Origin of the sequence: Pedobacter ginsenosidimutans (assembly GCF_001442625.1) — a bacterium.
Lineage (GTDB): Bacteria > Bacteroidota > Bacteroidia > Sphingobacteriales > Sphingobacteriaceae > Pedobacter > Pedobacter ginsenosidimutans.
The window spans coordinates 161,064-187,101 of record NZ_LMZQ01000006.1 but is presented as its reverse complement, the minus strand read 5'-3'; the positions used below and the strand labels follow the sequence as shown (position 1 = coordinate 187,101).

General features: G+C 36.3%; 26 protein-coding genes. 14 read left to right on the top strand and 12 right to left on the bottom strand.

Translation table 11 applies throughout. From position 1 onward, the window contains the following. Nucleotides 1–42: 42 nt before the first annotated feature. The 6 genes from ASU31_RS11275 to ASU31_RS11240 all read right to left on the bottom strand — a co-directional run bounded on the left by ASU31_RS11275 (nucleotide 43) and on the right by ASU31_RS11240 (nucleotide 6,255). Entirely contained in the window at nucleotides 43–450 is a 408-nt protein-coding gene (locus tag ASU31_RS11275) for a helix-turn-helix domain-containing protein (RefSeq protein WP_057932418.1), read from the bottom strand. Between the two features lie 142 nt (nucleotides 451–592). Then, on the bottom strand, nucleotides 593–1,471 hold the full coding sequence (locus ASU31_RS11270) for a DUF6252 domain-containing protein (protein ID WP_057932417.1): 879 nt from the start codon (nucleotides 1,469–1,471) through the stop codon (nucleotides 593–595). A gap of 32 nt (nucleotides 1,472–1,503) precedes the next feature. Further along, nucleotides 1,504–2,184: a 2'-5' RNA ligase family protein gene (locus tag ASU31_RS11265; protein ID WP_057932416.1), complete on the bottom strand. Its 681-nt coding sequence runs from the start codon at nucleotides 2,182–2,184 to the stop codon at nucleotides 1,504–1,506. 190 nt (nucleotides 2,185–2,374) lie between these two features. After that, nucleotides 2,375–4,018, bottom strand: coding sequence for a glycine--tRNA ligase (locus tag ASU31_RS11260; protein WP_057932415.1), 1,644 nt, complete (start codon nucleotides 4,016–4,018; stop codon nucleotides 2,375–2,377). 600 nt (nucleotides 4,019–4,618) lie between these two features. Then, nucleotides 4,619–4,822 (bottom strand): hypothetical protein, encoded by a 204-nt coding sequence (locus tag ASU31_RS11245; protein WP_057932412.1) that lies wholly within the window; start codon nucleotides 4,820–4,822, stop codon nucleotides 4,619–4,621. Continuing rightward, complete coding sequence (locus tag ASU31_RS11240; RefSeq protein WP_083505339.1) at nucleotides 4,819–6,255, bottom strand: S8 family peptidase; 1,437 nt, start codon at nucleotides 6,253–6,255, stop codon at nucleotides 4,819–4,821. The genes ASU31_RS11245 and ASU31_RS11240 overlap by 4 nt, the downstream gene beginning before the upstream one ends. 351 nt (nucleotides 6,256–6,606) lie before the next feature. Between ASU31_RS11240 and ASU31_RS11235 the strand changes: the two genes are divergently transcribed. From ASU31_RS11235 to ASU31_RS11165, 14 genes are all read left to right on the top strand, one after another. Then, nucleotides 6,607–7,161, top strand: coding sequence for a hypothetical protein (locus ASU31_RS11235; protein ID WP_057932411.1), 555 nt, complete (start codon nucleotides 6,607–6,609; stop codon nucleotides 7,159–7,161). Nucleotides 7,162–7,799: 638 nt separating this feature from the next. Then, nucleotides 7,800–8,585, top strand: coding sequence for a sensor histidine kinase (locus ASU31_RS11225; protein ID WP_057932409.1), 786 nt, complete (start codon nucleotides 7,800–7,802; stop codon nucleotides 8,583–8,585). After that, nucleotides 8,582–9,214 (top strand): response regulator transcription factor, encoded by a 633-nt coding sequence (locus ASU31_RS11220; protein WP_057932408.1) that lies wholly within the window; start codon nucleotides 8,582–8,584, stop codon nucleotides 9,212–9,214. The genes ASU31_RS11225 and ASU31_RS11220 overlap by 4 nt, the downstream gene beginning before the upstream one ends. 93 nt (nucleotides 9,215–9,307) lie before the next feature. Next, complete coding sequence (locus ASU31_RS11215) at nucleotides 9,308–10,228, top strand: glycerophosphodiester phosphodiesterase family protein (protein ID WP_057932407.1); 921 nt, start codon at nucleotides 9,308–9,310, stop codon at nucleotides 10,226–10,228. 87 nt (nucleotides 10,229–10,315) lie between these two features. Further along, nucleotides 10,316–11,023 carry an ATP-binding cassette domain-containing protein gene (locus tag ASU31_RS11210; protein WP_057932406.1) on the top strand — a complete coding sequence of 236 codons (708 nt, stop codon included), beginning with the start codon at nucleotides 10,316–10,318 and terminating at the stop codon, nucleotides 11,021–11,023. Nucleotides 11,024–11,086: 63 nt separating this feature from the next. Then, nucleotides 11,087–11,569: a hypothetical protein gene (locus ASU31_RS11205; protein WP_157257978.1), complete on the top strand. Its 483-nt coding sequence runs from the start codon at nucleotides 11,087–11,089 to the stop codon at nucleotides 11,567–11,569. 226 nt (nucleotides 11,570–11,795) lie between these two features. After that, a complete protein-coding gene (locus ASU31_RS11200) occupies nucleotides 11,796–12,335 on the top strand; it encodes a hypothetical protein (protein WP_057932404.1) in 540 nt (179 codons plus the stop codon). 194 nt (nucleotides 12,336–12,529) lie between these two features. Next, the gene (locus ASU31_RS11195; RefSeq protein WP_057932403.1) at nucleotides 12,530–13,186 is read left to right on the top strand and encodes a porin family protein; all 657 of its coding nucleotides are present in this window, start codon (nucleotides 12,530–12,532) and stop codon (nucleotides 13,184–13,186) included. 248 nt (nucleotides 13,187–13,434) lie between these two features. Next, complete coding sequence (gldF, locus tag ASU31_RS11190) at nucleotides 13,435–14,160, top strand: gliding motility-associated ABC transporter permease subunit GldF (protein WP_057932402.1); 726 nt, start codon at nucleotides 13,435–13,437, stop codon at nucleotides 14,158–14,160. Beyond that, complete coding sequence (gene gldG / locus ASU31_RS11185; protein WP_057932401.1) at nucleotides 14,160–15,845, top strand: gliding motility-associated ABC transporter substrate-binding protein GldG; 1,686 nt, start codon at nucleotides 14,160–14,162, stop codon at nucleotides 15,843–15,845. Before gldF ends, gldG begins: the two co-directional genes overlap by 1 nt. A 33-nt stretch (nucleotides 15,846–15,878) precedes the next feature. Then, the gene (dnaN, locus tag ASU31_RS11180; protein WP_025143176.1) at nucleotides 15,879–17,003 is read left to right on the top strand and encodes a DNA polymerase III subunit beta; all 1,125 of its coding nucleotides are present in this window, start codon (nucleotides 15,879–15,881) and stop codon (nucleotides 17,001–17,003) included. An 85-nt stretch (nucleotides 17,004–17,088) separates the two neighbouring features. Beyond that, nucleotides 17,089–17,766 carry a DUF4397 domain-containing protein gene (locus ASU31_RS11175; RefSeq protein ID WP_057932400.1) on the top strand — a complete coding sequence of 226 codons (678 nt, stop codon included), beginning with the start codon at nucleotides 17,089–17,091 and terminating at the stop codon, nucleotides 17,764–17,766. Between the two features lie 59 nt (nucleotides 17,767–17,825). After that, complete coding sequence (locus ASU31_RS11170; protein ID WP_057932399.1) at nucleotides 17,826–18,527, top strand: DUF4397 domain-containing protein; 702 nt, start codon at nucleotides 17,826–17,828, stop codon at nucleotides 18,525–18,527. Nucleotides 18,528–18,591: 64 nt separating this feature from the next. Beyond that, nucleotides 18,592–19,278: a DedA family protein gene (locus ASU31_RS11165; RefSeq protein WP_057932398.1), complete on the top strand. Its 687-nt coding sequence runs from the start codon at nucleotides 18,592–18,594 to the stop codon at nucleotides 19,276–19,278. Here ASU31_RS11165 and ASU31_RS11160 read toward each other — a convergent pair whose 3' ends face one another. From ASU31_RS11160 to ASU31_RS11135, 6 genes are all read right to left on the bottom strand, one after another. After that, nucleotides 19,279–20,235, bottom strand: coding sequence for a zinc dependent phospholipase C family protein (locus ASU31_RS11160; protein ID WP_057932397.1), 957 nt, complete (start codon nucleotides 20,233–20,235; stop codon nucleotides 19,279–19,281). It lies immediately after the preceding gene. Nucleotides 20,236–20,289: 54 nt separating this feature from the next. Further along, nucleotides 20,290–20,715, bottom strand: a complete 426-nt coding sequence (locus ASU31_RS11155) for a VOC family protein (RefSeq protein WP_057932396.1) — start codon at nucleotides 20,713–20,715, stop codon at nucleotides 20,290–20,292. Between the two features lie 117 nt (nucleotides 20,716–20,832). Continuing rightward, the gene (locus ASU31_RS11150) at nucleotides 20,833–21,285 is read right to left on the bottom strand and encodes a DUF1569 domain-containing protein (RefSeq protein WP_057932395.1); all 453 of its coding nucleotides are present in this window, start codon (nucleotides 21,283–21,285) and stop codon (nucleotides 20,833–20,835) included. A gap of 2 nt (nucleotides 21,286–21,287) precedes the next feature. Beyond that, nucleotides 21,288–22,409 (bottom strand): suppressor of fused domain protein, encoded by a 1,122-nt coding sequence (locus ASU31_RS11145; protein ID WP_057932394.1) that lies wholly within the window; start codon nucleotides 22,407–22,409, stop codon nucleotides 21,288–21,290. 15 nt (nucleotides 22,410–22,424) lie between these two features. Then, a complete protein-coding gene (locus tag ASU31_RS11140; protein WP_057932518.1) occupies nucleotides 22,425–23,645 on the bottom strand; it encodes a DUF3999 family protein in 1,221 nt (406 codons plus the stop codon). Continuing rightward, nucleotides 23,635–26,013, bottom strand: a complete 2,379-nt coding sequence (locus tag ASU31_RS11135) for a DUF2339 domain-containing protein (RefSeq protein WP_057932393.1) — start codon at nucleotides 26,011–26,013, stop codon at nucleotides 23,635–23,637. Before ASU31_RS11135 ends, ASU31_RS11140 begins: the two co-directional genes overlap by 11 nt. Nucleotides 26,014–26,038: the final 25 nt, after the last annotated feature.

The window sequence follows — 26,038 nt, the reverse complement described above, 5'->3', positions numbered from 1 at the left end:
AAAATGGTGACAGCTTAAGTAAAAATGGTGACTGTTTAAGTTTTATATGGTGACAATTTCCTTATTTGCGGCCAAAGATTGAAAATAAGCTTCTCTGTACTGTTTTGGTGTTTGGCCAGAGAAGTGTTTAAAAAACTTGGTAAAGTTAGATGGATCGTAAGTTAGTGTCCTTGCAATTTCGGCAATAGGCATACTTACATTCTGTAACATCGATTTCGAAATTTCCATTAAACGTTCTTCAAAGAAATAACAAGGTGAGTGACCAGTAGCCGATTTAATGGTATTGCTTAAGTGTGTGGGATGAACGTGGATAAGCTCCGCGAAATCCCTTACTTCGAACATCTCAGTTGCTCTGCCCGATACCACATCATCTAAATGTTTATCCAGTTCCTTCAAAAAATCGGCTGCGATTTCGTGTTGACGGGCAAAAAACTTCTGTGGGATTTTCATATTAAAGCGATTGCTGTTTAAACAAATATAATATCCGGATAAATGAATATGAAATCTGAAAGTTATTTGTGACCAAAGGATTATTAATGCAAAAACCGCTGATTTTTAGACCAACGGTTTTAGATTTTTTAAAAATTAATACTTATTTTTTGCTAAAAGGTAGATCAAAAGTGCCATCTGTAACCGTTACAGATGTATTAATCGTCGTATTTTCATTTGGTGCTTTAAATGAAAATGTTCCTTTTAATTTACCACCAGCTTCACTTGTAATCACCAATGTACCGCTTGTAGCAGTAAATGAGCCTGTAGGTGTTTGGTCTTTCATATAAGATCCAATTCCATCGGTTACAAGATCGTATGTGCCTATGCCTTTATAATCTATTACTGAAAGAATCATTCGTTTATCACCATTTATAGTTACAATCGTAAGTAAATTTCCAATAATCGGAGTGTTGATTGATATTGCTTCACCGGTAAAACCAATCGTGGTGCCATCTACCTTTGCACTTAAATTATTAGTGCTGTTATTGGTTTCTGGCAGTTTAACAGGAACCAAACTGATTATAAATTGCCCCTCGCTGATGGTTTTGCTTGTTGAAGTAGATTGATTTTCTCCTTTAAACTCAAAAGTGCCCTTAATGTATTTATCTGCTAGATAGCTGGTTATCTTTATTGTTCCTGATGTATTGCCAATGTAAGCATCTTGTAAACCGGATGTACTTAAAAGGTAAATCGCCATATTGTTATCCGATAACTTATAGGTGCCAACACCTTTAAAATCGCTGATCAGTAAACTAAAGCCGGTATTAATTCCTTTGTTTCCAGAGATTTGGACACTTATTTCTCCACCTACATCGTAAAGCTGGGCAGTAGCCAAAGTACACTGCACTAAAGCACCATCAACTTTTGCACTCATGGTAGATAAAGCCCATTCCTGATGGTAATCGATTTCTTTTTTGCAGGATGATGTAATTAAAAGGCATATGAGTGCCAGTAGCGATAATTTGAAAGGTACTTTCACGAGCGTTAATTGTTTGGTTAATTAATAATATGCTAAGATAAAGAAAACTGATGCAATTTTTTAACAAATTTCTCGCGCTGGTACCAATCGTTATACACCAATTCTACTTGCCTCACCTCGAAAGTGCCAAAATCAAAATCCCTGTATTTTTCGATAAGACTAAGCAAAGCGTCTACGCGGGCTAATTCCGATCTGAATCGGATCACCGTAGAATGGGCTGTTTGAATGGCATAACGTTTATCTATACTCTGTTGAAGATAGGAGTTTTTAAAGCCTGCCCTCAAGTCATCTCTGATTTCGTTTAACGTATCGGTTAAAAAGCCTTGAACTAAAATACAAGAAGGCGATGCCGTAAGTCCTTTAAACTGAATCTTGAAACGCTTATGTCTGGCTAAAACCTGTTGGATGAGCTGAATGTAATCCTCAACATGGATATACTTTAAATCAAAGCCATCATAACAGGAAATGATAGATATTAAGGTGATGTGGATATCCGAATTTTGATAATAATATTGATCTGGCTCAATCGCTTTTGCCTCAGTTAAAAACTGTTGGATTTTACCTTTTGTTGCAACATCTGGTCTGATTACCAGTGTGATTCCAAAACGCTGATCGGTATCCGAATCGATTAAATGATCCGTTTCATAATTCCCGGCAGATATCTTTGCGACTGATTCGGTATAAAGTTTATGGTAATGCTCGGCTAAATTCATTTTTTTGTACACAAAAAGAAAGCGTATCACCAAGGATTGTCATCCTGAGCCTGTCGAAGGACCTACTTAGATTTGTAGTAAAGCGTTTCGACAGGCTCAACGTGACAGATTGAGGGAAAATTAACTTTATGATACCCTCAAATATTATAAATTTACTTTAGAGGTCTGAGGGCATCTGAGGTGGTGAAAATTATGCCAACAAAGTTTTCCAGCTTACCGCCGAGCCGATAATGTTTCCTAAATCGGCAATGGCTACACGTTCTTGCTCCATACTATCACGATGGCGGATGGTAACCGTGTTGTCTTCTAAACTCTGGTGATCAACAGTGATACAGAAAGGCGTACCAACAGCATCCTGACGGCGATAGCGTTTACCAATGGCATCTTTCTCTTCATAAATACAGTTGAAATCAAATTTCAAGGTATCCATAATCTCACGGGCCTTTTCAGGTAAACCATCTTTTTTCGTTAATGGGAAAACAGCAACTTTGTACGGCGCCAAAGCTGGATGTAAACGCAATAAAGTACGGCTATCCTGTTTATCATCGGTGCTTAAATCCTGCTCTTCAAAAGCATTAATCATGGTTAACAAGAACATACGGTCTAAACCGATAGAAGTTTCGATAACATAAGGAACATAGTTGCCATAAGGCTTGCCTTCTTCATTTAAATCGTTATCGAAATATTGCATTTTCTTACCAGAATATTCCTGGTGTTGTGTTAAATCGAAATCGGTACGGCTATGGATCCCTTCAACCTCTTTAAATCCGAATGGGAATTCGAATTCAATATCAGTAGCTGCATTGGCATAGTGTGCTAATTTTACGTGGTCATGGTAACGGTATTTTTCAGGCGAAGTACCTAGAGCTTTATGCCATTTCAAACGTGCTTCTTTCCAGTATTCGAACCATTTTTTGTCTTCACCAGGGCGAACAAAAAATTGCATTTCCATTTGCTCAAACTCACGCATACGCATAATAAACTGGCGGGCAATTACTTCATTTCTGAAAGCCTTACCAATCTGCGCAATACCAAAAGGAATTTTCATTCTTCCCGATTTTTGAACATTTAAAAAGTTCACGAAAATACCCTGCGCTGTTTCCGGACGAAGATAAACCTCATCACTACCTTCAGCCATTGCACCAAATTGCGTGCTAAACATCAGGTTAAACTGGCGTACATCAGTCCAGTTAGAAGTTTTAGAAATCGGGCAGATTACTTTGTAATCAACAATTAAATCTTTTAGCTGTGCTAGATTTTCAGATTTAAGTGCAAGGTTCATTTCTACCTCAAGCGTTAAACCCTTTTTAACAAATCTCCAGCTCGCTTCCTCAACAAAAGGATATTTAGCGTGATCTAAAATCGTTTCCTCATCTTTAAATGTTGGTACCCAGCTCGCCTGACCTTCATCACTTAAGCCCAATATTTCTTGTTGAAATTCTTCAAATTTTGCTTTGTTTTCTGCACTGAAATTGGCCAGTTCCGAATATAGCTCATCAATTTTATTCTCCAATAACTGATCGGCTCGGTAACGTTTTTTAGAATCCTTATTATCGATCATTGGATCGTTAAAACCATCAACGTGTCCGCTGGCTTTCCAAACTTTAGGGTGCATAAAAATTGCAGAATCAATCCCTACAATGTTTTCGTGCATTTGCACCATGGCTTTCCACCAGTAGGTTTTAATGTTGTTTTTTAATTCAGCACCTAATTGGCCGTAATCGTAAACGGCACTTAAGCCATCATATATTTCGCTGCTCTGAAATACAAAACCGTATTCTTTAGCGTGTGATATTACATTTTTAAATTGTTCGTCGTTATTCTTTTGAGCCATAATGCAGCAAAGATAATAAAAAGGCGGAGGGTTTAAAGGTATAAGGCTGAAGGTTTTTGATCAATGGCAAAGGAACTGCAGATTTTAGAATTTCTGCACTTAACTTAGGTGTTCTAAGGTATCTTAGGAGGTCGAAAACATACGAATGTATCTTGCCAGTTAGCTTATTTGCTCTTAAATCTCTTATATGGTTCAAAATAATCAGGAAAGCAATAGTCGTGCTGGTCGGTTTCGGAGCTCCTGCTTTCCGTTTTAATTTTTTTATTGCAGTGATTTTTGAGAGGAATCGTCATTGCGAGAAGGCTTTTTCAGCCGACGAAGCAATCTTAAAACGATCGTTACTAGTCTGCGCTTTAAGATTGCTTCGTCGTTCCTCCTCGCAATGACGACCTTTCTGTGGATTCTGTTAATGGTAGCGGAGCCGAAGGGTAGCAAAAGATATAGCAAACAGCCCGACCGAACCCTCCCCATAAAATGTTACAGCACCTTTACTAATCATTTGCATTATCTAATCGGGCCTAACTCAGATATAAAAAAATCGGTGCAACTAAATGTCACACCGATTTTTAAAATTAAGAAAGTGATTAGGTTTTTGTTGGCTTAAATGCTGATGTCCCTTTCCTCTTCAACACTTAAAACGCCATCAATTTTTTTGATATCTGCAATTTTATGATTGCCCGGAACAATTACGATTACACCAATTGAATCTAAAGCTTCTACATCTTTAACACCAATTTCCTTCAGCTCTTTTGCTACTGAATCCATTGCATTGTCTTTTACAGATATTAACCATTTTGTTTTCATCTTATAATTTTTTCAATTGGGCCAATTGGATCGATAGGGAATTTCGGATTAACTAAAATAGGGAGTTTATCAATTGGGAATCGATCAATTGGGAATCTATCAATTGGGTATTTTATCAATCTTGTTTTTGTAGGTGCCTGTACCAATCCGGCTCCTACATCTCTACCTGGTAAAGGTAATGCTTTTGCTGTTGAGGTTAATTTTCTCCATAAATTAATTCCTCTCAGACCCGATGCCTGTGCCCATAGTGCGGCAATACCAGCAACATGTGGGGTAGCCATACTGGTTCCATTCCAGCTTGCATACTTAGTAGGCAGTTTTGTAGAAGAATACACGTTAACACCTGGAGCAGCAATATCTACAGCACCATAAGTTGGGTAAAGACCTCCGTTAGAAAAAGCCGCTACGTTCATATTTACATCTACAGCACCTACAGCCATTATTGACGGGCAATTTGCAGGGTGCATTACCTGTCTAACAGTGCCTGGCCTTGCCGAATCGTTTCCTGCAGCAGCAATAATTAAAGTACCTTGGGCTAAAGCACGGGCAGCAGCGGTTTCAAAAACAGCAGAATAGCCTGCTCCGGTTACAAAGCCCCTTAACGACATGCTTACCACATCACAACGGTTGGCAATGGCCCAGTTAATGCCAGCAAGAATGCCTCCATCACCACCAGAACCGCCATTGCTTAAAACTTTTCCGATATAAATACTGGCGGCATAGGCAATACCGTATCTTTCTGTTGCCGATGGCGAACTAGAGGGACCACAGGCAGTACCCGTACAGTGTGTGCCGTGGCCATGTCCATCCTGTGTGCTTTCTCCGCTAATAAAACTTTGATGAACAACAGGACGGCCAGCAAAATCAGGGTGATGGAAATCGAATCCTGTATCCAATATGGCAACTTTAATGCCTGCACCATTGTATGGGTTGTATCTTAAAAAGCTGGTTGGTACAACATTGGTTGCTTTTAATCCCCAGGTAGCGCCAACAGATTCTACTTCAGATTCCTGCTCTTCATAGTTGTAATCTTCTGTTTCGGTTCCCACCAATACATTGGTCATTTGGTTTACCGCATCTCTATAGCCCTCTACATAATTTTGGGTACTTTCATCCAGCATTCCAATAGCATAAACTACTCTTTCTTTTTCTACAATCATTTCACTTTCGCCTAAACTGCTGATTGAATTTTCAATTTTTGGTTTTTCGTTTACGATAGCAATACCCAGCTTGTCTAGTATGATACCATCAGTTTTAGCGAGGTCTTTATCAGTGAAAAACTCGTTTTCAAATTCTAAAGAGCTTTTTAAGTTCAATCCGCTAATAGAATTGATCTGGTTAATAGAATCGGAGGTGTTGGATCCTTCTGGTAGTAGTACAAGATATCTTCCTGTGTACTCTACTTTTTCTTCTTTTTTCAAGGTTTTTGACATGGTTTAAGTTTTTAAGTTTTGCCTACTCTATTCAGGATTTTCGGCTTATTCCCATTGGTGTTTTTTGTTGTTAAACACTAATCCAAAGTTGAAAAAGTTGGGGCAGAAAAACCTTAGGTAAACCACTAGAAATCAATGGTGAAAGCAACAAAATAAAAAGCAGTAAAAACAACAATAAAATATGGGGAAAACCCCATCTGTTATCTATAAAAGTTTTATCACATTTGGGAATAAAAGTTAACTTTAATATAAAACTCAAAAATTATGGAAATGCAACATCTACCTAGCTATGCTATCGTATTTTTATGTGGGGTACTAGCATGTTATCTGTTACTAAAACTAATCGATCTTATGAAAACAAATGAAAGGCGGGGACATCCAAATACCATGAATCCGGCAATAATTCAACAAATGGTAGATGGTTATCGGAATAACCATTTAGCTGCGATTAATAAAACATTGGGAATAAACGATTCGCATTCTGTTTCTTTCGGTTTAAAAACCTTGAAAAAATTTATTGCCGATATCGAATTTTTCAGCAAAAAAGTAGATCCGCGCATTGCTGATGGAGCGCTGGGCATTCGTTTCTATTACGCTGCTTATCCAAAAGAGAACGAATGGAGCGGTTTTGAAGATGAAAAATCGATAGGAAAAAATTATGCTCAAAAACATACACTTGTTATGATCCCTACTTTAAAGAAAAAGAGCAGTGACGGAAGCTACCAGGATTATGACTTTAATCCTTTAGACCGTGCTACTTTCCCGCTAAAAGAAAGAGAAAAACAGCATCCAATTACCTTAATGGCCATGAGTTCAGACAGTAGTGATAGTCAATCGCAGGAGGTAATGGCTCAAAATCATGGCCAGCTTATTCCACCAGCTGATTCAGCTATGCAGAAATATTAATGCACTATTTTGATGAGCGAATCTCAACAATTTCTAAGTGACAGTTTTCTCTGGATTGAAGGAGGGGCTGCATTGATAGCGCTATGCTACTTTAAACGATTAAAGGAGCAACATTGGAGATATTTTATCTATTATCTGATCATTATTTTTATCTGTGAAGTTATTGGGAAATGGGGAGGACAGTATATTAATTTTTCAAAAACAAAATATTATAATTACATCATTATCCCCTTCCAGTTTATATTTTTTTACTGGTTATATGGTGCAAAATCTTTTAATAATAAAACGTTATTTTGGACCATTACCATGTTGTACCTATTCTCATTTATATTCAGTGCACTTTACTTTAAAGAAAGAAGAATAATATTTTCATTTAACTATACTTTTGGATGCCTTATTTTAATGGTTTTGGTTGTAATGGAATACTATAAACAAATTACATCTTCAGATATCATTAATTTTAATAAAAATAGAATGTTCTATATTAATCTAGGTGTTACCTTATTCTATATTGGCACCCTTCCTTTTTTAACATTTTATTCGCTTTTGAGAGATTATACTCAAATTTGGAACATTTATTTTGATTACTTTTTGATTTCTAATATTGTAATGTATGTATTATTCTCAATTTCATTCATATGGGGAAAACAGAACTCTTAATTACAATTATCCTTTTTAACCTGTTTTTTGTGCTGTTTGTAGTGGCCATTATGGTTTATATCAAAAAATATAAAGAGCGGAAAAGAGAATATCTGAATGAAATTAAAATCACCAACGAAATACATCAAAAGGAACTTTTAACTACTCAATTAGAAATACAACAGGCCACCATGCAGCAGATTGGCCGCGAATTACACGATAATATCGGGCAAAAATTAACATTGGTGAGCCTTTATACCCAACAGCTTGTACACGAAAATAAGGTGCCTCAGGCAAGTAATAGAATTGAGCAGATTTATCAGATCATTAATTCATCGTTGCAAGACTTGAGGAGTTTGTCGAAAAACTTAACGAACGATAATATAAGTGAAAATGAAATTGTAACTTTAATACAGGAAGAAGTGAACAACCTCAATGCTTTGAAAAAATGTAAGGTAACCTTTCAATACAATTTCGAAAGTATAGATCTGGAGTTTGTGAAAAAGAATGTATTGTTAAGGATAACACAGGAATTTCTTCAAAACAGCTTAAAACATGCACATTGCAGTAATATAAAGATTCAATTAAATTCTTCTCCTGAAATTTTTTTAACGTTAAAAATACAGGATGATGGAGTAGGATTTGATTATGGTAAAATCACTTCTGATGGTATAGGATTAAAAAACATGAAAAAAAGAGCCGAAATTATCGGTGGACAATTTAATTTAGAAAGCAAACCCGATTTAGGCACTACACTTACTATTATTTTAAATGGCCCGGCATGAAAAAAACTATAGTTATTGTTGATGATCATATCCTGATTGCAAAAGCACTTCAAGGTATTATAGATAATTTTGCAGCCTTTGAGGTGCTGTATGTTTGTGAAAACGGAAAAGAGCTGATTAAAAACTTCAAGAACAGCAATAAAATCCCCGATATTTTACTTTTAGATATTAGTATGCCCATTATGGATGGTTTTGAAACCGTTACCTGGGTAACTGCACACCATCCGGAGGTAAAAGTAATGGCCTTGAGTATGCAGGGTGAAGAAAAAAGTGTGATTAAAATGGTTAGTAATGGTGCTAAAGGCTACCTTTTAAAAAATGCGCACCCGGTAGAGCTCGAAAACGCGCTTACAAAATTGAATATCAACGGATTTTTTTACCCTGACTGGGCATCAAAAATCATTTTTTCCAGCCTGAATAAAACCAAAGATGTTGAAATTAAAATTTCAGATCGGGAGAAAGAGTTTTTAAAATACACTGTTACCGAACTTAATTATAAGGAAATAGCCGATAAAATGTTCTGTAGCCCGAGAACTGTTGAAAGCTATCGCGATCAGTTATGTGAAAAACTCGAACTTAAAACCCGGGTAGGATTGGCTGTTTTTGCCATCAAAAATGGCTTTGCGTAAAGGTTAATTATTTAAAAATATGAATTGGTAAACGGATATAATGGCACGATTAACCGATTTCAACAATTAACCAATTAACCTTACTTTTGAAGCATGAAATTCCATCATTTGCTATTTTTGGTTATGGTTGCAGTTTTTACCTCATGCAAACCAGAAGAAAAAAGCCATCAATATATTAAGTTTAATACACTAGCGGAGTTATATCAATTCTTAAAATGGTCGCCAGAAAACCGTTTTCCATTAATCAGTGCCCATCGTGGTGGTCCAATGCCTGGTTTTCCTGAAAACTGTATCGAAACCTTCGATAATGCCACTACCTATAATCCGGTAATTATCGAATTCGACATTGCCTACAGTAAAGATTCGGTAATGGTGATTATGCACGATGATAAGCTCGATCGTACTTCGACAGGAAAAGGACCGATTGGCAGTTATACTTATGAAGAACTGAAGGCTTTTAATCTTAAGGACGATGAGGGCAAAGAAACAAAATTTAAAATCCCGACTTTAGATAGTGTATTAAGCTGGAGCAAAGGAAAAGTTTTATTAACCATCGATTTGAAAAAGGGTGTTTCTTATGCCAAAGTGATCGAAAAGGTAAGGCAATATAAAGTTGAAAGTAATTCGATAATCATTACTTATACTGCCAACCAGGCCAAGGAAGTGCATCAATTGGCACCCGAACTTATGATTTCTGCTTCTGTTCAAAAGAAAACAGAATTAAAACGTTTAAATAGCATGGGGATTCCCAATAACCGTATTGTAGCTTTTGTTGGTGTTTCTGCTCCGGATAAAGAACTGTACGAATACCTGCACAACAAGGGCATTACCACTATCTTAGGCACTATGGGGAATATCGATAAAAGTGCAATTGCCAGTCCGGTAAAGAATGTTTATTATCATTTGGTTAACAATGGTGCAGATATTTTATCGGGTGATAATTTACCACAGGCATCAGAAGAACTGGATAAGTTTAGGTATAATAAAAAATTAAGTTCATCGCATATTAATTAACCAGGGATGGAAAGGATGAATACAGATCTGTTTAACTAATTATGAAATCTGTGTTTATCTGTGCAAATCTGTGGTAAAAAACACAAAATGAGTATTTCCGTTAAAAATCTTTCTAAACATTACGATAAGCAAAAGGCGGTCGATTTGATTAGCTTTGAAGCCAGGCCAGGTCGTATTTTAGGTTTTCTTGGCCCTAATGGCGCTGGAAAATCTACCACCATGCGCATGCTTACCGGGTATTTGGAACCTACATCTGGTGAGGCTGAAATTTCTGGAAAGAACATTCTTTCAGAAGCCATAGAAGCTAAAAAACATATTGGCTATCTTCCTGAGAATACGCCACTTTATACGGATATGTATGTAAAGGAATTTTTGAATTTTGTTGGCCAAACTTATAAGCTTAACAATTTGCCTGCTCGGATTGATGAAGTCATCAAAATGGTCGGTTTAACACCCGAGCAACATAAAAAAATCGGGATGTTATCCAAAGGTTATCGCCAAAGGGTAGGTCTGGCTCAGGCCATTATCCATAACCCGGAGGTACTTATTTTAGATGAACCTACATCAGGCTTAGATCCAAACCAACTCGTTGATATCAGGCAATTGATCAAAACATTGGGAGCGGCTAAAACGGTCGTCATCTCCACGCACATTATGCAAGAGGTTGAAGCCATTTGTGATGACATTATCATCATCAGCAAGGGTAAAATTGTAGCTCACAACTCTCTTGAAGGTTTGAAAAAAGCTCACCAACAACAATCATTAGAAGATATTTTCAGAAAACTTACCGCTTAATCCATGCTTTGCCAAAAAATAAAAAATGCCTTAATAGTCCTTCTATTTTTAACACCTGTTATATTGAAAGCCCAAAATATCCCTAATATTGGTATTGGTGCCGAAATAGGTTTGCCATCGGGAAACTTCGTTAATTTATCTGGAATAGGTTTGGGCGCATCAATAAAAGCTGATTTCCCGATAGCTTCAGATTTTGCTATATCCTTAAACGGAGGTTTTATGAATTTTTTTGGTAAACGAAATCAGCTTTTTAAGGTTCAGGATTTAACTTATATACCCATTAAAGCTGGCCTGAAATATCAGCTGGGAGAAAGCTTTTACGCTGAAGGGCAGTTAGGCGCAACATTGCCTTTAAATAAAAATCAGAAAACCTTATTTGCCTGGTCGCCCGGCATAGGCAATCAATTCAAACTTTCAGGAGGAAATAAACTCGATTTAGGCATCCGCTATGAAGCATGGACAGGAAAGAATAATACGACAGGCCTGAACAGATCTGATACAAAAGGATTTGTGGGGATCAGATTTGCCTATGTGTTTGGGCTCTGAAACAATTGTTGTGTTTAATTGTTTGGTTTATTGGTCAAAAAAAATACAATGCTCCTAAATCTTATAACTTAATACAACGTTTTAGAATAAATTATTCTCTATTTAATGTTCAGTTAATCAGTGTGTTGTGTTTTATAATTTCTTTTTTAGGGTTTATTTGTAACGTTTTTGGCATCATGATTGTCTAAAATGGACAAATAATTAACGAACAATAAATAAAAATCACATGAAAAAAGTATTACTTTCTTTATTAATGGTTGCAGGCCTGGGCTTTGCAGCTTCAGCTCAAACAGAAGGAGCAGTTAACAAAATCAGTGTAGGACCAGAGTTCGCATTGCCAATTGGAGATTTTGGGGATGTTTATAACTTAGGCTTTGGCGGTTCAATTCAAGGTGAGTTAAATGTTGCTAAATCTTTAAATTTAACAGGATCGGCTGGATATTTGTCTTTCTCTTACAAGAAAGAGTATAAAGATGCTTTTAAAGCATTAGGTGTAGACCTTAAGAATGAAGGTGCTATTCCAGTAAAGGTTGGTGCTAAATATTATTTTGGTGGCAATTTTTATGGCGCTGGTGAATTAGGTGCTGCTTTTGGTACTGGAGAGGGATCAAGTACAGCTTTTGCGTATGCGCCAACCTTAGGTGCATCTTTTTCGGTAGCTGATAAATCAAGTATTGATTTAGGAATACGTTATGAAGGTTGGGCGAGAAATGGCTCTACCTCATCGTTTATTGGTATCCGCGCTGCATTCGCATTCGGTTTGTAATAAAAACAATAATTTATTCCAAAGCCTCCAAGAAATTGGGGGCTTTGTTGTTTATCAGCTGTTTAAGGTTTCATTGGTTATAAAATAATTTTAACTATCAAGTTAGTTTGTTTATCATTGTACTGTTTTCGCTTGATAGGTGAAGACACGGAAACTAAAAAATAATTTTCAAAAAAACTCTCAAAAAAAATCAGATGAAAAAACTAGTATTATCTTTATTAACAGTTGCAGGTTTAAGCTTTGCAGCTTCAGCTCAAACAAACAAACCTGTAATTTTTGGTGTGAAAGCCGGAGTAGCCTTTCCAAACATGACCATATCATCAGGAAACGCATCAGTAAGTTTCGATGCAAAAACATCTTATTATGTTGGCGGTACAGCCGAATTTGTATTATCTGATGTAATTTCAATTCAACCAGGTTTAACTTTTATAAACAAAGGAACAAAACTGGCCAGTGGTGATATTGATTTCGAAGATAACGATATTAACACTACTGAAGAGGCAACATTAAATTTTAAATATCTGGAGTTACCGGTAAACCTATTGGCGAATTTTAAAGTAGGAAGCGCTGGTAAGGTATTCCTAGGTGCAGGACCGTACTTTGCTTACGCATTAAGTGCAAATGTTAAATATGGGTCGATAAAAGAAGATATTAAATTTGGCGAGGCAGAATCAGAATTTAAACGGACTGATTTTGGCCTAAACTTTCTGGCAGGTTACCAATTAAACAATGGTTTTAATATTCATGCAGGTTACGGATTGGGGCTAAGCAGTATAGCAGATACAGATCTTTCGGATGATATTACCTTTAAAAATAAAGTTTTCTCAGTTGGTGTAGGTTTTTCTTTCTAAAAGAACCGGGAAATAAAGAAGTGGTTGTATCATAAAGAAGGTTTCTTTTGAGATTTTGTCATGTTGAGCCTGTCGAAACACATAAAAGATTATTTAACTAAGTCCTTCGACGGGCTCAGGATGACAATTCTATTTATGATACAACCTCTTTTTAAATTTAAATATTACTGATTTAATAATACATTCATTTAATCAATTCCTTTTAAATTTGCAGGAATAAATGGTTAACTTCGGCGTTTTAATAGCACATGTACGCAGTTTTTAAACGCGAGTTATTCAGTTTCTTAAGTTCGATGGTTGCTTATATTACCATTGGCATTTTTCTATTGGTTTCTGGCCTGTTACTTTGGTTTTTTCCAGATACTTCAATACTTGATTATGGTTATGCTGAGCTTGATGGTTTTTTTAGTTTGGTTCCTTATCTTTTCATGTTTCTTATTCCAGCCATTACCATGCGCTCTTTTGCCGAAGAGCGGAGAGAGGGAACTTATGAGCTTTTGATTACCCGTCCCATCCAAATCTGGCAGATTGTGGTGGCAAAGTATTTAGCGAGTTTAGTTCTGGTGCTTTTTGCCCTAATCCCAACCTTAATTTATTACTATAGCATTTCAAAGTTGGGTTTTCCTGAAGGAAATATCGATTCAGGATCGGTTATCGGCTCTTATATCGGTTTATTTTTATTAGGTGCTGCCTTTACATCCATTGGCATTTTCTCATCAGCATTGACTAAAAACCAGGTGATTGCTTTTGTGATCAGTGCTGCTTTATGTGCATTCGCTTTTTTAGGCTTCGATTACAGCAGTCAGCTTGCTGCATTTCAAAGTATCGGTAATATCATCAGCAGTTTAGGGATTAATCAACATTATACTTCGATAAGCCGTGGTGTTTTAGACACCAGAGATCTCATTTACTTTATTACTTTTTCAGTGCTGTTTTTATTGTTCACCAAAATAATAATAGGAGGGAAACGATAATGAAGCTTAAGAATAAATGGGTTAATTTCATCATCGTAATAACGGCACTGGTTATTGTGAATGTTTTAGGTCAGTATGTTTTCTATCGCTTTGATTTCACTGCCGATAAACGTTTTACGCTGAGCGAAAAAACAAAAAGCTTACTGCAGAAAAATGAAAAACCAGTAATCATAACTGTATTTTTAGCGGGAGAGTTACCACCTGCTTTTAAAAGGTTACAAGCTGCGGTGTCGGATATTTTAGCTGATTATCAGGCTTATGCTAAAACCGAGGTCAAGGTGGTTTTTGTTGACCCTTTAGCAGGGCTTAATCAGGCCGATCAAGATACAGTGATCAATAATTTGTACGAAAGAGGCATAGAAGCAACCAATCTAAGTGTTAAAACTGAAAGTGGATTAACGCAGAAGCTCGTATTTCCGATGGCGATGATGGAAAGTGAAGGAAGGGAATTTCCCATCAAACTCTTTCAAAATTTAGATACCCGCGGAAATTACGAAGATAATATAAACCGCTCTATTGAAAATCTGGAATATATTTTTACTTCGGGTTTAAGGAAAGTGCTTTCGGGTGATAACCCTCGGATTGGCTTCTCGGAATCAAATGGCGAACTTTCCGATTTACAATTGGCTGATGCCATTCACAGCCTATCTAGCAGTTATCTGGTTGGCCGTATTGATTTGAATAGTATTGATAAAGCAGGGCTGGATAAATTGAAAATGCTGATTATTGCCAAACCCAAAAAACCTTTTACTGAAACAGAGAAATACAAAATCAATTATTTCGTAATGAACGGCGGGAGGGTACTTTGGAGTATTGATCAGGTAAATGCCGAATTGGATAGTTTGCGCGGAAAAAGTGGGCAGATGGCCGTTAACAGTAATTTGAACCTTGATGATATGCTTTTTATGTATGGCGCAAGGATTAATTATAATATTATTGCCGATCCGGCAAACAGTGCCGAGATTCCGGTTTCTACAGGTATTGTTGGCGGACAGAACCAGATGCAGTTGGTACCCTGGATTTATTACCCGGTTTTATTACCAGATACTGTAGAAAGTGTTGTGAAAAAGCTGGATGGTGTAAAATCTGAATTTCCCAGTACGGTAGATACTATTGGTGTTAAAGGTGTAAAAAAATCTTATATTTTAGCAACATCTCCTTATAATAAAGTGTATAATGTGCCGAAATTGTTTAGCTTGCAAATGGTAAGCGAGCAGTTAGATCCGCGGTCTTTCCAAAGTAAACCACAGCCTGTTGGTTTGATGTTAGAAGGTAATTTTCCATCGGTTTTTGCCGGGCGACCCTTACCAGCTACCATTACACAACCTTATACCCTGGAAAGTATAAGTAAACCAGCTAAAATGATTGTGATAGGAGATGGCGATATTTTTAAAAACCAGGTATCGGAGCAAAATGGAACTCCCTTTCCGCTAGGTTTCGACCGTTATTCGCAGCGTACTTTTGGTAATAAGGCCTTATTGCTCAATATTGTTGATTATTTTACGGATAACGACAACTTAATTGCATTAAGGAATAAAGAATTAAAAATTAGATTGTTGGATAAAGCCAAAATTAAGCTCGAAAAAACGAAATGGCAATTTATAAATGTGGTGGCACCCTTGCTATTGTTAATATTCTTTGCGATTTTTCAACATTATCACCGCAAATACAAGTACGCTAAATAATTTTTATATTTTTGAAGAAGACTAAATAATATCATGAGATTTATTGTATCCACATCAACTCTATTAAAACACTTACAAACTGTAAATGGTGCATCAAGCAGCAGTACGGTTTTGCCTATATTAGAAAATTTTCTCTTCGAAATTAAAGATGGAAACTTAACTATCTCTGCTACCGATCTGCAAACCAGTATGACAACTGCTTTGGCTGTAGAATCAAAGGAAGAAGGTAAAGTAGCTGTTCCATCTAAAATTTTATTAGATACGCTTAAAACATTGCCAGATCAGCCCATCGCATTTAATATCGATGATAGTACTTTTGCGATCGAGATCAGTGCCGGAGATGGTAAATATAAATTAAGTGGTGAAAATGGTGATGATTTTCCGAAGATTCCAGTAGTGGAAAACGCATCTTCAGTAAACTTGCCTGCATCTGTTTTAACTGAAGCCATTACAAAAACCATTTTCGCAGTAAGTAATGATGAGTTGCGCCCTGCTATGACAGGTGTATTCTGTCAGTTATCCCCTCAGCACATTACTTTTGTAGCTACCGATGCACATAAATTGGTGAGATATCGCCGTATGGATAGCAAGGCAGATAAAGCAACCTCATTTATTCTCCCTAAAAAAGCTTTAACACTTTTGAAGGCTGCTTTACCCTCAACTGATATTAATGTATCAGTAGATTATAATGCAACAAGCGCTTTCTTTAAGTTCGAAAATATCAATTTAGTGTGTCGTTTAATAGACGAGCGCTATCCAGATTATGAGGCGGTAATTCCAACCAATAACCCTAACAAACTAATTATCGATAGAGGTTTGTTTTTAAATACACTTCGTAGGGTTGTAATTTTTGCGAATAAAACGACACATCAGGTAAGATTGAAAATTAGCGGAAGTGAATTAAATATCTCTTCTGAAGATTTAGATTTTGCTAACGAGGCACATGAACGTTTAAGTTGCCAGTATGACGGAGAAGACCTCGAAATAGGCTTTAATGCACGCTTTTTGATCGAAATGTTGAGTAATTTAAGCGGTGATGAAGTTACTTTAGAACTTTCGACACCAAACAGAGCAGGACTTTTAATTCCACAAACCAATGATGAAAACGAGGACGTTTTAATGCTGGTGATGCCTGTTATGTTAAATAATAGTTATTAAGAAAGAACTGGTTTATTAGTTTTAATAACAAAGTGGCTTGGTTTTTGACCGAGCCATTTTTGTTTATAACCAACTAACACAACCAATGAAAATCTATAACAATCTCTCTAAATCACTGATTTTACTCACCGTATTATGTAGTATAGGTCTATCATCCTGTAAAAAGGACAACCCGGATGAAGTAGTAAAAGGCCAGGCCAAGGTAAAAATGGTCAATGCAGTGCAGGCCGATGTACATCAGGATGTTTATTTAGATAATGAAAAACTAACCACTATTGCTTTAGCCTTTGGCGAAACCAGCGATTATGTAAAAATACCTTCAGGCAATAGAAGCGTTTCTTATACCGGCACAAATAATACAACTACAGATACCTCTTTAAACTTTACACCATCTATTACCTACACTACTTTTTTGGTTACCAATAAAAAAGGAGAGATGGAAATAGTAAGTTACGAAGATAATTTAAGTAATACCGAGTCAACCAAAGCCAAAATCAAACTGATTAATCTTACACCTAATTTTGCCACCGGCATAAATGTTATGGTACAAGGCGGTACCCAGTTTGTTAATGGACTGGCTTTTAAAGAAGCATCTAACTATTTTGCAGTGGATACAGGATTCGATTTAAGATATACAGTAGTAGGTTCTGGTAATGTTAAAACCATTCAAAGTACGGCTTTAGAAGGGGGAAAGATATATACCATTTGGTTTAGTGGTACAACGGCTGCAACGTTAGAAGCACATATCATTACCGATAATTAATTTCAAAGTTTAATATGCTTTCTGCTATCTTTACGTTTTATTAGCATCAGCGATTAATTATGAAAAACAAAGTATTGTTTCCTAAAATATTTCTTCTTCTTACACTTGCCGTTTTAATCAGCTCATGCATCAAAAACGATAATTTAATTGAAGGTGATGCTAAAGTTCGATTCTTTCAAACTGCTTCGACTGATACTACGCAAAATTTCTATTTAAATGGAATACAAATAGGAACACCTGTTGCTTACAATACAAACACAAGTTACGTAGTCGTTGCAGGCGATGCTGCTTATAATATAACCACGCGAAATATAAATACTGGTGTTGATGTAGCTGCACTAGGAGATCAAACATTTAAAATCGGACAGAATTATTCTGTTTTTTATTATAAAGAAAAAACTGGCGATCCTGCAAAATTGAAGGTTTATACCGATGATGTAAAACCAGATCTTGATTCAGCTAAACTAACTTTTTTAAACCTTGGTTATACGCTAGGCTCTAGTGTTGTAATTACAGATAGCACAAATACTGCTAAACCTGTAGAATCTACAATTGCGTATGGAGCGATTAAAACGTTCAAGGTTAAAGTTAATAGAAACATGAAATTTGCCTTTAAATTAACTAGTCCTACTGCTACAAACCCTCCGCCTGCGGTATCACGCTTAGATTCTCTTAATATTAATAATGGTAGGGTTTACCTGATATTATTTGATGGCGATAAAAAGGGAGAACTTAAAAATAGAATCATTTCTGCCAACTAATTTTATTGCAATATACTAGCATTTAATCCCTTTGATATTCATACTTTTGCCCAAAATTAGATAAATGGAACTACTACAGCAGCTTATAGATTTTATTCTTCATATAGACGTACATTTAGCTGAAATTGTTAACGAATACCGTACCTGGACTTACCTCATTTTATTCCTGATCATTTTTGCCGAAACCGGTTTTGTGGTAACACCGTTCCTTCCTGGCGATTCGTTGCTTTTTGCAATGGGCGCTTTAATTGCAGGCGAACATGAAACTGGTTTAAATATCTGGATCATGCTTATTATTCTAATTGTAGCAGCAATTTTAGGAAATACAGTTAACTATAAACTCGGGAGTGTTTTAGGCGCAGGTGTATTCAAAGAAAAAAATAAGATTTTGAAGCTTAAATATTATCATCAATCTCACGAATTTTTTGAGAAACATGGTGGTAAGGCCATTATGTTAAGTAGATTTCTTCCAATTTTCAGAACCATTGCACCATTTGTAGCTGGAATAGCCAAGATGCCATTCGGTCGTTTTACCTATTATAACATTATTGGTGGAGTAGCCTGGATATTTGCATTATTGTTAGGCGGTTATCTATTAGGGCAAATTCCGGTAATTAAAAACAACTTCGAACTGGTTATTATTTTTATTGCTGTGGTAACCTTTGTTCCCGCCATCTGGGCAGCTGTTAGGAGCCGTTTTCAGCCTAAAAAGATTGAAGCAATTATTGAAGGAGAGGATACAAAGGCATAATTATAGTTCCCTACCAATTAAGGAACCATTTTGATATTTCCTTTCTACCGTTTCACTTTCTATTTTCTCATCAGGTAATAGCGATGTTTTAATGAGATTTTTAAGCGCTGGCTGACCTGCATCTACCCAGGCGGAGTACCAGAATGATCCGGTTTTTAATATGGCAGCACGCATTTGCTTTTCTACCATGTTATTCATTTTAGTATGGTAAGCTTTTGAATAGGCTGTAGAGTATTGTTTCAGTACAGTATTATTCCTTTCAGAGAAGCTATACTTCTTGTCGGAAGGAAAAGATGCGTTCAGTTCAGCTTCGAAAGTTAGTACGGTATCAACCAAACTGTGTGTGTGTTTAAGTATTTTCCAGATTTCTTGTAATGGGTTTTCGATATAATCTGCTTTGCCAACAACAAAATTGTAATGAGTTGAAAACAATTCGGGTAAACGGCTTTCCCAAAAGGCATGTATACCTACCTGATTGGTGAGTTGGCCGTTATGGTTGGCAGTAGTGTGTAAAGGAACATGTGCATCGCCAATATAATGGCCCAGGTCTGCAGAATATTTTAAAATCTTTACCGAATCACGCATTTTAAAGGCTTTAACTAAACCATAATAGCTACGTTGTATTTGCCAGGGGATAATACCATCAGTGTTTAGTTTTTTTAGGCCGTATTTAACCAGGGCATCATCCCATTTTTCGGGAATACTATCGATATTTTTCTCATAGTTCTCCACATCGAGGTAATGCCGAGGTGCTTCGAGCGTATCAGCATACCTGCGTTTATCTGGGTCAACGGCATGTTCGGTAATGTATTTGATATTCTTTTTATAGAAACCGATCATATCAGAAGGCAAAGTGAAAACAGCAAGGCTATTTATCCTTTGATGTGCAAAGAACCCCCAAGAGGTACAAAGAAATATAGGGATGATTAACGCGGTTAAAATCGTTAATCTTTTCATATAACCTAAGATAAGCAATTTTCTTTGTAACTCAAAGGGTGCAGAAGTTAAAAATTATGCCTCTTCCATTTTTTTCATATCAAGCTTTTTCATTTTCATAACAACATCCATTACTCTTTTTGCTCTTTCGGGCGTTGCCATTAGCTCACCAATGTTTGATGGAACAATTTGCCATGAAAGACCGAATTTATCCTTTAGCCATCCGCAAACGCTCTCTGCGCCACCATCATTTAGGAAAGTATCCCAATAATAGTCTATTTCTTCCTGGCTGTCGCAGTTTACCATAAGAGAAATAGCTTCATCGAATTTAAACTGTGGACCGCCATTAAGGCCCATAAATTTATTTCCGTTTAATTCGAAAGTAACAACCATAGGGGTTACTTGTGTAATTTTGGAATCTTTAAAAACTGTACAATAGTATTTTGCTGCTTCTTCGGCTTGTCCGTCAAACCAAAGGCATGTTACAAGTGGTTTTGCCATTTTATATAAATTTTTTGTGTTACCACAAGTTAGGCAAGATTTTTAGTTTGCGTAAGGTTTAAAAGTGACGATTTAAGGGGGTAATTTGGACAATAATTTGCTGTTATGTGCCTGGAATTAAGCACCAAATTGTGCTAAATGATGATCTAGGTGTTTATAGAACATGTTATTCCACTCCGTTTTTGCTAACGGGCCAAATGAATGTGATTCTTTGCCGTCGAAATGATTTTCGCCAAGTTGTTGGGTTTGATTAATGTAATCAATTAAACGCCTTTTCTCTTTTTCAAAATCTTTTTCACCCTTAATAATAAATGGCGGGGCTGTCTGATTATTTTTAGGATAAGGTTTCTCGCTAACCACTTTGCTTTTGACTAATTTTTTCAGGATAAACTTCATTATCGGCCCTGGTTTTGGATGAATGTCATCGTAAACCATTTCGTAAGTTACATTGCAATGTGCCAGCATCTGTGCAACGTTCATTTTACCCCAAAGTTGAGTGGTAGCTGGAGTAAGCTTGTTAATTCTTTCAATAATTTCGCTAGTTACTGCGGGTTGGAAAATGTTCTTCATGGTTAATTAAAAATGATTTCTGGACGATAGATATTAAAGACTTCCGATCCTATATTGTTCAATTTTTCGATAAGTGGTTCACTGCCGTTTTCAATGACATGGTTTCTTTCATTTTCAGTTATGGGTATCATCCACAAAACATTAACTGAACTACCTCTATAATCATTGAGTTCTAATTTAGGTAGAACATTTAAGTCCCTAACTAAAATTACAGAAGTGATTTTGGTATTCTTAAATTCTTTAAATGTTATAGTATGGCCATTGCCCATCCATGTAATTCTTTTCCAGGGGATGTCTGCCTGTCCGCTTATCCAATTTCCGATTTTGTCTAACTCCGATTGCATTAAGCCTGATTTTAATATCAGGCCTAATTCTATTCTGTTTATTTGATTAGGATTTTCGCTATACATTTCAACTACTGGCATTGGCAGCAAAGAAAGTCCAACGGTAACAAATACATCATTAAAATCTCCAGTTTTTAAAAATAGTCCTTTTGGTGGCCATTCATTTCCATCAATAGCATAATATTTATTGCTCTTTCCTAAAATTTCTTCATAGCTTTTTAATAATTCTGGTTGTTTTATTTGAAATGGATTTGGTTCGCTATCCCATAAAGCCCAATATTCTTGGGCACTTTTAACCCTATCTATTAAAATATTCGATTCAGTAAGTTCCCAACAGAATTCGCCGTGATCTTTAGAATCTCTAGCGTAGCCGAAAAAGTCGCCACTGCCTGACCACGAAGGTATGATTGCAATAATTTCTTCTTTCGCTAATAAAGCTGCCGAGTCCCCCTCTTCGAGCCACACAATTTCCAAATCTTCACTTTTCAATGGAGGTTGCCCCGCTGGAAATCTACAAAATGAACTGGTAAGCATGGGTGGTATCCCTTTTTTGATAAGATTCGTTTCAAGGTTTGCAGGTGCTGCCGCTAAGTTTCTGATCCAACAGCTTTTAATGCCAAAATCTGTGTCTTTATCACCCCAAAGATAAAAGTAAGCAACTCTTTCATCTTGCTCTACGATTGCTGTAATCGGGCAGCTTGGGCTGCGAAATTCAGCAAGCACTTCTGGTTCTTGCCTTTTTTCTTTTCTCGAAGAAAAAAGCTTTTTTAATAAACTCATTTTTAATAATAAATCTTAATTCCTCAACATTTTAAATGAAAACCAGCCCAATAGTGCGATAATCACCGCCATTAATACCCAAAGCCATGCTTTGTTTTCAAATAATGGTTTTTCTATTTTAATGGAATAGGCAGGGTTTTGCTGTTCTGTTCCAATGTTTACGCTGGTTAAATTATTTGGGATTTTACTTTCAAATTTTTCAATTTCATAAACCGGACCTGTAGCTTTTTCATTGCCATAATATAAAGCATATTCATCTTTTGGTTCGTCAAACCGGGCTATAATTTCATAAATGTTTCCTTTTAACTGTAAGCCGCTTAAACGTAATGGCTTATTGTCGTTATTTTGGATGGTGATTTTTAATCTGGATGTAATGGTATTCGCGAAATTGAATGTTGGCTCTTCCAAAGAACTTATCGTGCCTTCATAGAGATTCGCATAATTGTACTGAATGCCTTTGTCGGTTTTAAAACTATCTGTTGCATATTCAATTTTGATCGAACGGTAGAAATCGAAATCGCTTTGTGCATTCAACTTTAAATAGGATAGGGGAACGGGATTGGCCAAGGTTACATCAATAACTGATTCCTTTTTGGATATATCGTTTTTAAGGTCGAAAGATTGATACTTAACCTCCTGATAGGTTCCCTTTATGGTATCTGTTTTCGAAATTTTTGCTTCCAATAATTCGGGCTGTATTGAGCTTTTTACCGCAATCCTAAAATATTGATATTTCGAATCAGGAAAATTCAATTTGGTAAACTGGTAATCTGTATCATTGTTCTTGATCGATAAAATTCGATAATCTGATAAGATAGCAAACCATTCTTTATTATCGTTACTGCCTTCTAGGGTAACTTTCCAATCGAAGTTTTCTTGTTTAAAAGCCAAATTAATCTGGTTGATTAAATTTATTCCTGGCGACTGAAAAGTATAATAATAACCATTAGGATTGGCACTTTGGTTAATCTGTTTAAATGCAATATCATTTGTAGTTACCTTATCGGCACGCTGTTTTAACAGGTAAGGAACTTCTATGGTATCTTTTCCATTGATGCCAAAAATCCTTAAATCTTCGAAACCTGCATTTGCTTTTTTATATAAATCATCTGGCAGTACCATTTTATGCCAAACCGTATTAACACCCGTTATACTTCGCTTAAATTTGTAAGTATTGGTTTGTGCATTTGCGATGGTGGTGCAAAGCAAAAGCAAGGTAAATAGTTTAATTTTCAATTTTAGCATCATCTATAATTAAATGTTTGTATTTATTGTAAAGGAAAGAAATGATGAGCAATAACACACCCAACGATACAAAAACTATGGTTTTAGAAATTGTGCTTAAAGAATAGATATCGTAAAAGAAAAGTTTGATCAACGTTATCCCAAATAAAACCATTGCCCCAATGCGCAAGTGTTTTTTGTTTTTGGCCAGACCCATGCTAATTAAGAATAATGAGAATATGCCCCAGAGGATGCTCAATCCCAGTTTATAACTTCCTTCTGAATGTGATAGTTCTAAAATATTGATCAATTCGCTACTGATGATCCATAAGATTGAAAGATAAAGCAGGTAATCGAACATGGTCTTTAAATCTTTTTTCAATAACCCCGAACGCTGCAACTGATAGCATTGTACAATCAGCAAAGCAAAAAAAGCAATTGCTACATACCTGATGCCGATATTAAATGAACCAATAATGAAATACTTACTTTCAGGAAGTAAATAGGCATCTCTAAGCTCACTTAATTTATAGAGTCCAAAAGTTAGAAATACTATGATAACCCAGATATTAATAACAAGGTTAGTGATGGCGAGTTTGGTGTTTTTTAGCTTTTTAATGTTCAAATAACTTAATGCTGAAGCAAAAAATAGGGTGTAAATATAAATCCACGCTGTTTTTAAGGTCTTATAATTATAGTTGTATTCACTAATTGAATCGTAAAATCTGGTTTTTGGAGTAGTGTTGATCTTGCTCAGTTCGAAGAGGTTATTAAAGTATTTAGAAATCTCGATCCTAAAGGTAATGTAGATTACAAAAACCAAAATAGCGGGAATGGAATAACTGAGTATCTGTCTCATCCAGATCCATGCTACGGGTTCTTCACTTTCTTTTTTGCTGATGCTGAACATCCAGAAGAAGCAGGCAATAAATATGCATGCGGTTAAAAAGCCAACGTTAAGAATTGGTGTGATTATGGCTGCATTTCCGTTATAGATATCATAATAAGTTATCCAGTCTTCCAGCAGACTAAAAAAGGCCAGAAATATTAATGGGAAGGAAAGTTTTTCGTAAATAACAATCTTTTTTATCCGCGCTAAGTAGAATAGTACAGCGGCTTCTACAACCCAGAAAATGGTTACCCAACCGCCATCTAGCTGAACAGGAACAGCCATTGTAATGAAGGTGATCACCATTGCCAGAATAAGGTAAAAGAGGTTTTTATCTGCAAGATTTTTCTTGTAAATAATCAGGCATACCACAAAGTGGATCACGGCATTTGCCAACGTAAACAAACCTAATAATTCAGTACTGTTTTTATTGTCGGATAATATTAGATAACCTATTCCATAGTATACAAACGAATTTAAAAGTAAAATGACGACATCGCTAAAGCCAAAAACTTCTTTTTTGCTCACTTTGTAGGCCAGGTTGGTAATGTAAAAAATAAGGAAAAATAGAGTAGAAAATAATAATGCGAGGCTAAAGTAATTGTTTGTGCTGCTTAAATCTAAGCGCCAGGCAGAAAAGATGATCCATGTTAAACCAAAAGATGCATAGAATAAAGGTTTCCAGTATTTTTTGAAACTGAGCACGAGGATGCCAATATTGATAATGGCCATGTAGGTAAACAAAACGCCAACCTTGCCCGAACCATCGCTCAGTAAAAAAGGCACGGCATAAGCGCCAACTAAACCAATATGGGCGATAATCTGTTTGTTATACTTAATTGCTGCAACAACGGTAAATGAGGTGAATACAACCATTAAGGCAAAGGCCAGTGCCTGCGGAATTAAAGCGTAGAAATCGTAAGCTGCATAGGTAATAAAATACATAATGGCAATTGCACCACTAACCAAAACGGCTGAAAAATTTTCGTATTTGGCTTTAAGCTTTATGGCAAAAGCCATTAAACCGGCTCCTACTGCATAACCCAATACAATCCTGGTAAGTGGACTAACCATATCATGATCAATGGCATATTTAGCGCCAATAGCCACACCAATGATTAAAATCAGGATTCCAATCTTGCTAATTAGATTTTCTCCAATAAATTTCTCGAAATCAGATTTAACCATGTTTTCACGCTTAAATCTCTCGGCAAAATTAGGTTGCGTTTGGTTTGCCGGCGACGGAATAGGCGCAGGGGTAGGTTGAGGTACAGTCGAATGTTGTGCGACAAAGCCCGGAGGCGTATTTCTTGGTGGTGCTGTAATGATTGGCTCAGGATTTATTGTTGGAGGTGTAGACACTGAACCTGGCGATTGCAGCGCGCTAACCTCGTTTCTTAAAGCTTGAATTTCGGCTTCAAAGCCTTGTTGCCTGAGCAACAGGTTTTCCAGCTTAATTAATAGCAGGTTTAATTTTTCTGAATTATCCATTCGATATCTGGTAGTGCGTAATTTT

Excerpts from the sequence above, each read along its gene's own strand:
- ASU31_RS11170 (WP_057932399.1), top strand. The coding sequence starts at position 17,826 with ATGAAAAACAAAGTATTGTTTCCTAAAATATTTCTTCTTCTTACACTT.
- ASU31_RS11145 (WP_057932394.1), bottom strand. The coding sequence starts at position 22,409 with ATGAGTTTATTAAAAAAGCTTTTTTCTTCGAGAAAAGAAAAAAGGCAA.
- ASU31_RS11135 (WP_057932393.1), bottom strand. The coding sequence starts at position 26,013 with ATGGATAATTCAGAAAAATTAAACCTGCTATTAATTAAGCTGGAAAAC.
- ASU31_RS11165 (WP_057932398.1), top strand. The coding sequence starts at position 18,592 with ATGGAACTACTACAGCAGCTTATAGATTTTATTCTTCATATAGACGTA.
- dnaN (WP_025143176.1), top strand. The coding sequence starts at position 15,879 with ATGAGATTTATTGTATCCACATCAACTCTATTAAAACACTTACAAACT.
- ASU31_RS11175 (WP_057932400.1), top strand. The coding sequence starts at position 17,089 with ATGAAAATCTATAACAATCTCTCTAAATCACTGATTTTACTCACCGTA.
- ASU31_RS11260 (WP_057932415.1), bottom strand. The coding sequence starts at position 4,018 with ATGGCTCAAAAGAATAACGACGAACAATTTAAAAATGTAATATCACAC.
- ASU31_RS11265 (WP_057932416.1), bottom strand. The coding sequence starts at position 2,184 with ATGAATTTAGCCGAGCATTACCATAAACTTTATACCGAATCAGTCGCA.
- ASU31_RS11240 (WP_083505339.1), bottom strand. The coding sequence starts at position 6,255 with ATGTCAAAAACCTTGAAAAAAGAAGAAAAAGTAGAGTACACAGGAAGA.
- gldF (WP_057932402.1), top strand. The coding sequence starts at position 13,435 with ATGTACGCAGTTTTTAAACGCGAGTTATTCAGTTTCTTAAGTTCGATG.
- ASU31_RS11160 (WP_057932397.1), bottom strand. The coding sequence starts at position 20,235 with ATGAAAAGATTAACGATTTTAACCGCGTTAATCATCCCTATATTTCTT.
- ASU31_RS11275 (WP_057932418.1), bottom strand. The coding sequence starts at position 450 with ATGAAAATCCCACAGAAGTTTTTTGCCCGTCAACACGAAATCGCAGCC.
- ASU31_RS11235 (WP_057932411.1), top strand. The coding sequence starts at position 6,607 with ATGAAAACAAATGAAAGGCGGGGACATCCAAATACCATGAATCCGGCA.
- ASU31_RS11245 (WP_057932412.1), bottom strand. The coding sequence starts at position 4,822 with ATGAAAACAAAATGGTTAATATCTGTAAAAGACAATGCAATGGATTCA.
- ASU31_RS11155 (WP_057932396.1), bottom strand. The coding sequence starts at position 20,715 with ATGGCAAAACCACTTGTAACATGCCTTTGGTTTGACGGACAAGCCGAA.
- ASU31_RS11225 (WP_057932409.1), top strand. The coding sequence starts at position 7,800 with ATGGGGAAAACAGAACTCTTAATTACAATTATCCTTTTTAACCTGTTT.
- ASU31_RS11210 (WP_057932406.1), top strand. The coding sequence starts at position 10,316 with ATGAGTATTTCCGTTAAAAATCTTTCTAAACATTACGATAAGCAAAAG.
- ASU31_RS11195 (WP_057932403.1), top strand. The coding sequence starts at position 12,530 with ATGAAAAAACTAGTATTATCTTTATTAACAGTTGCAGGTTTAAGCTTT.
- ASU31_RS11150 (WP_057932395.1), bottom strand. The coding sequence starts at position 21,285 with ATGAAGAACATTTTCCAACCCGCAGTAACTAGCGAAATTATTGAAAGA.
- ASU31_RS11220 (WP_057932408.1), top strand. The coding sequence starts at position 8,582 with ATGAAAAAAACTATAGTTATTGTTGATGATCATATCCTGATTGCAAAA.
- ASU31_RS11200 (WP_057932404.1), top strand. The coding sequence starts at position 11,796 with ATGAAAAAAGTATTACTTTCTTTATTAATGGTTGCAGGCCTGGGCTTT.
- gldG (WP_057932401.1), top strand. The coding sequence starts at position 14,160 with ATGAAGCTTAAGAATAAATGGGTTAATTTCATCATCGTAATAACGGCA.
- ASU31_RS11215 (WP_057932407.1), top strand. The coding sequence starts at position 9,308 with ATGAAATTCCATCATTTGCTATTTTTGGTTATGGTTGCAGTTTTTACC.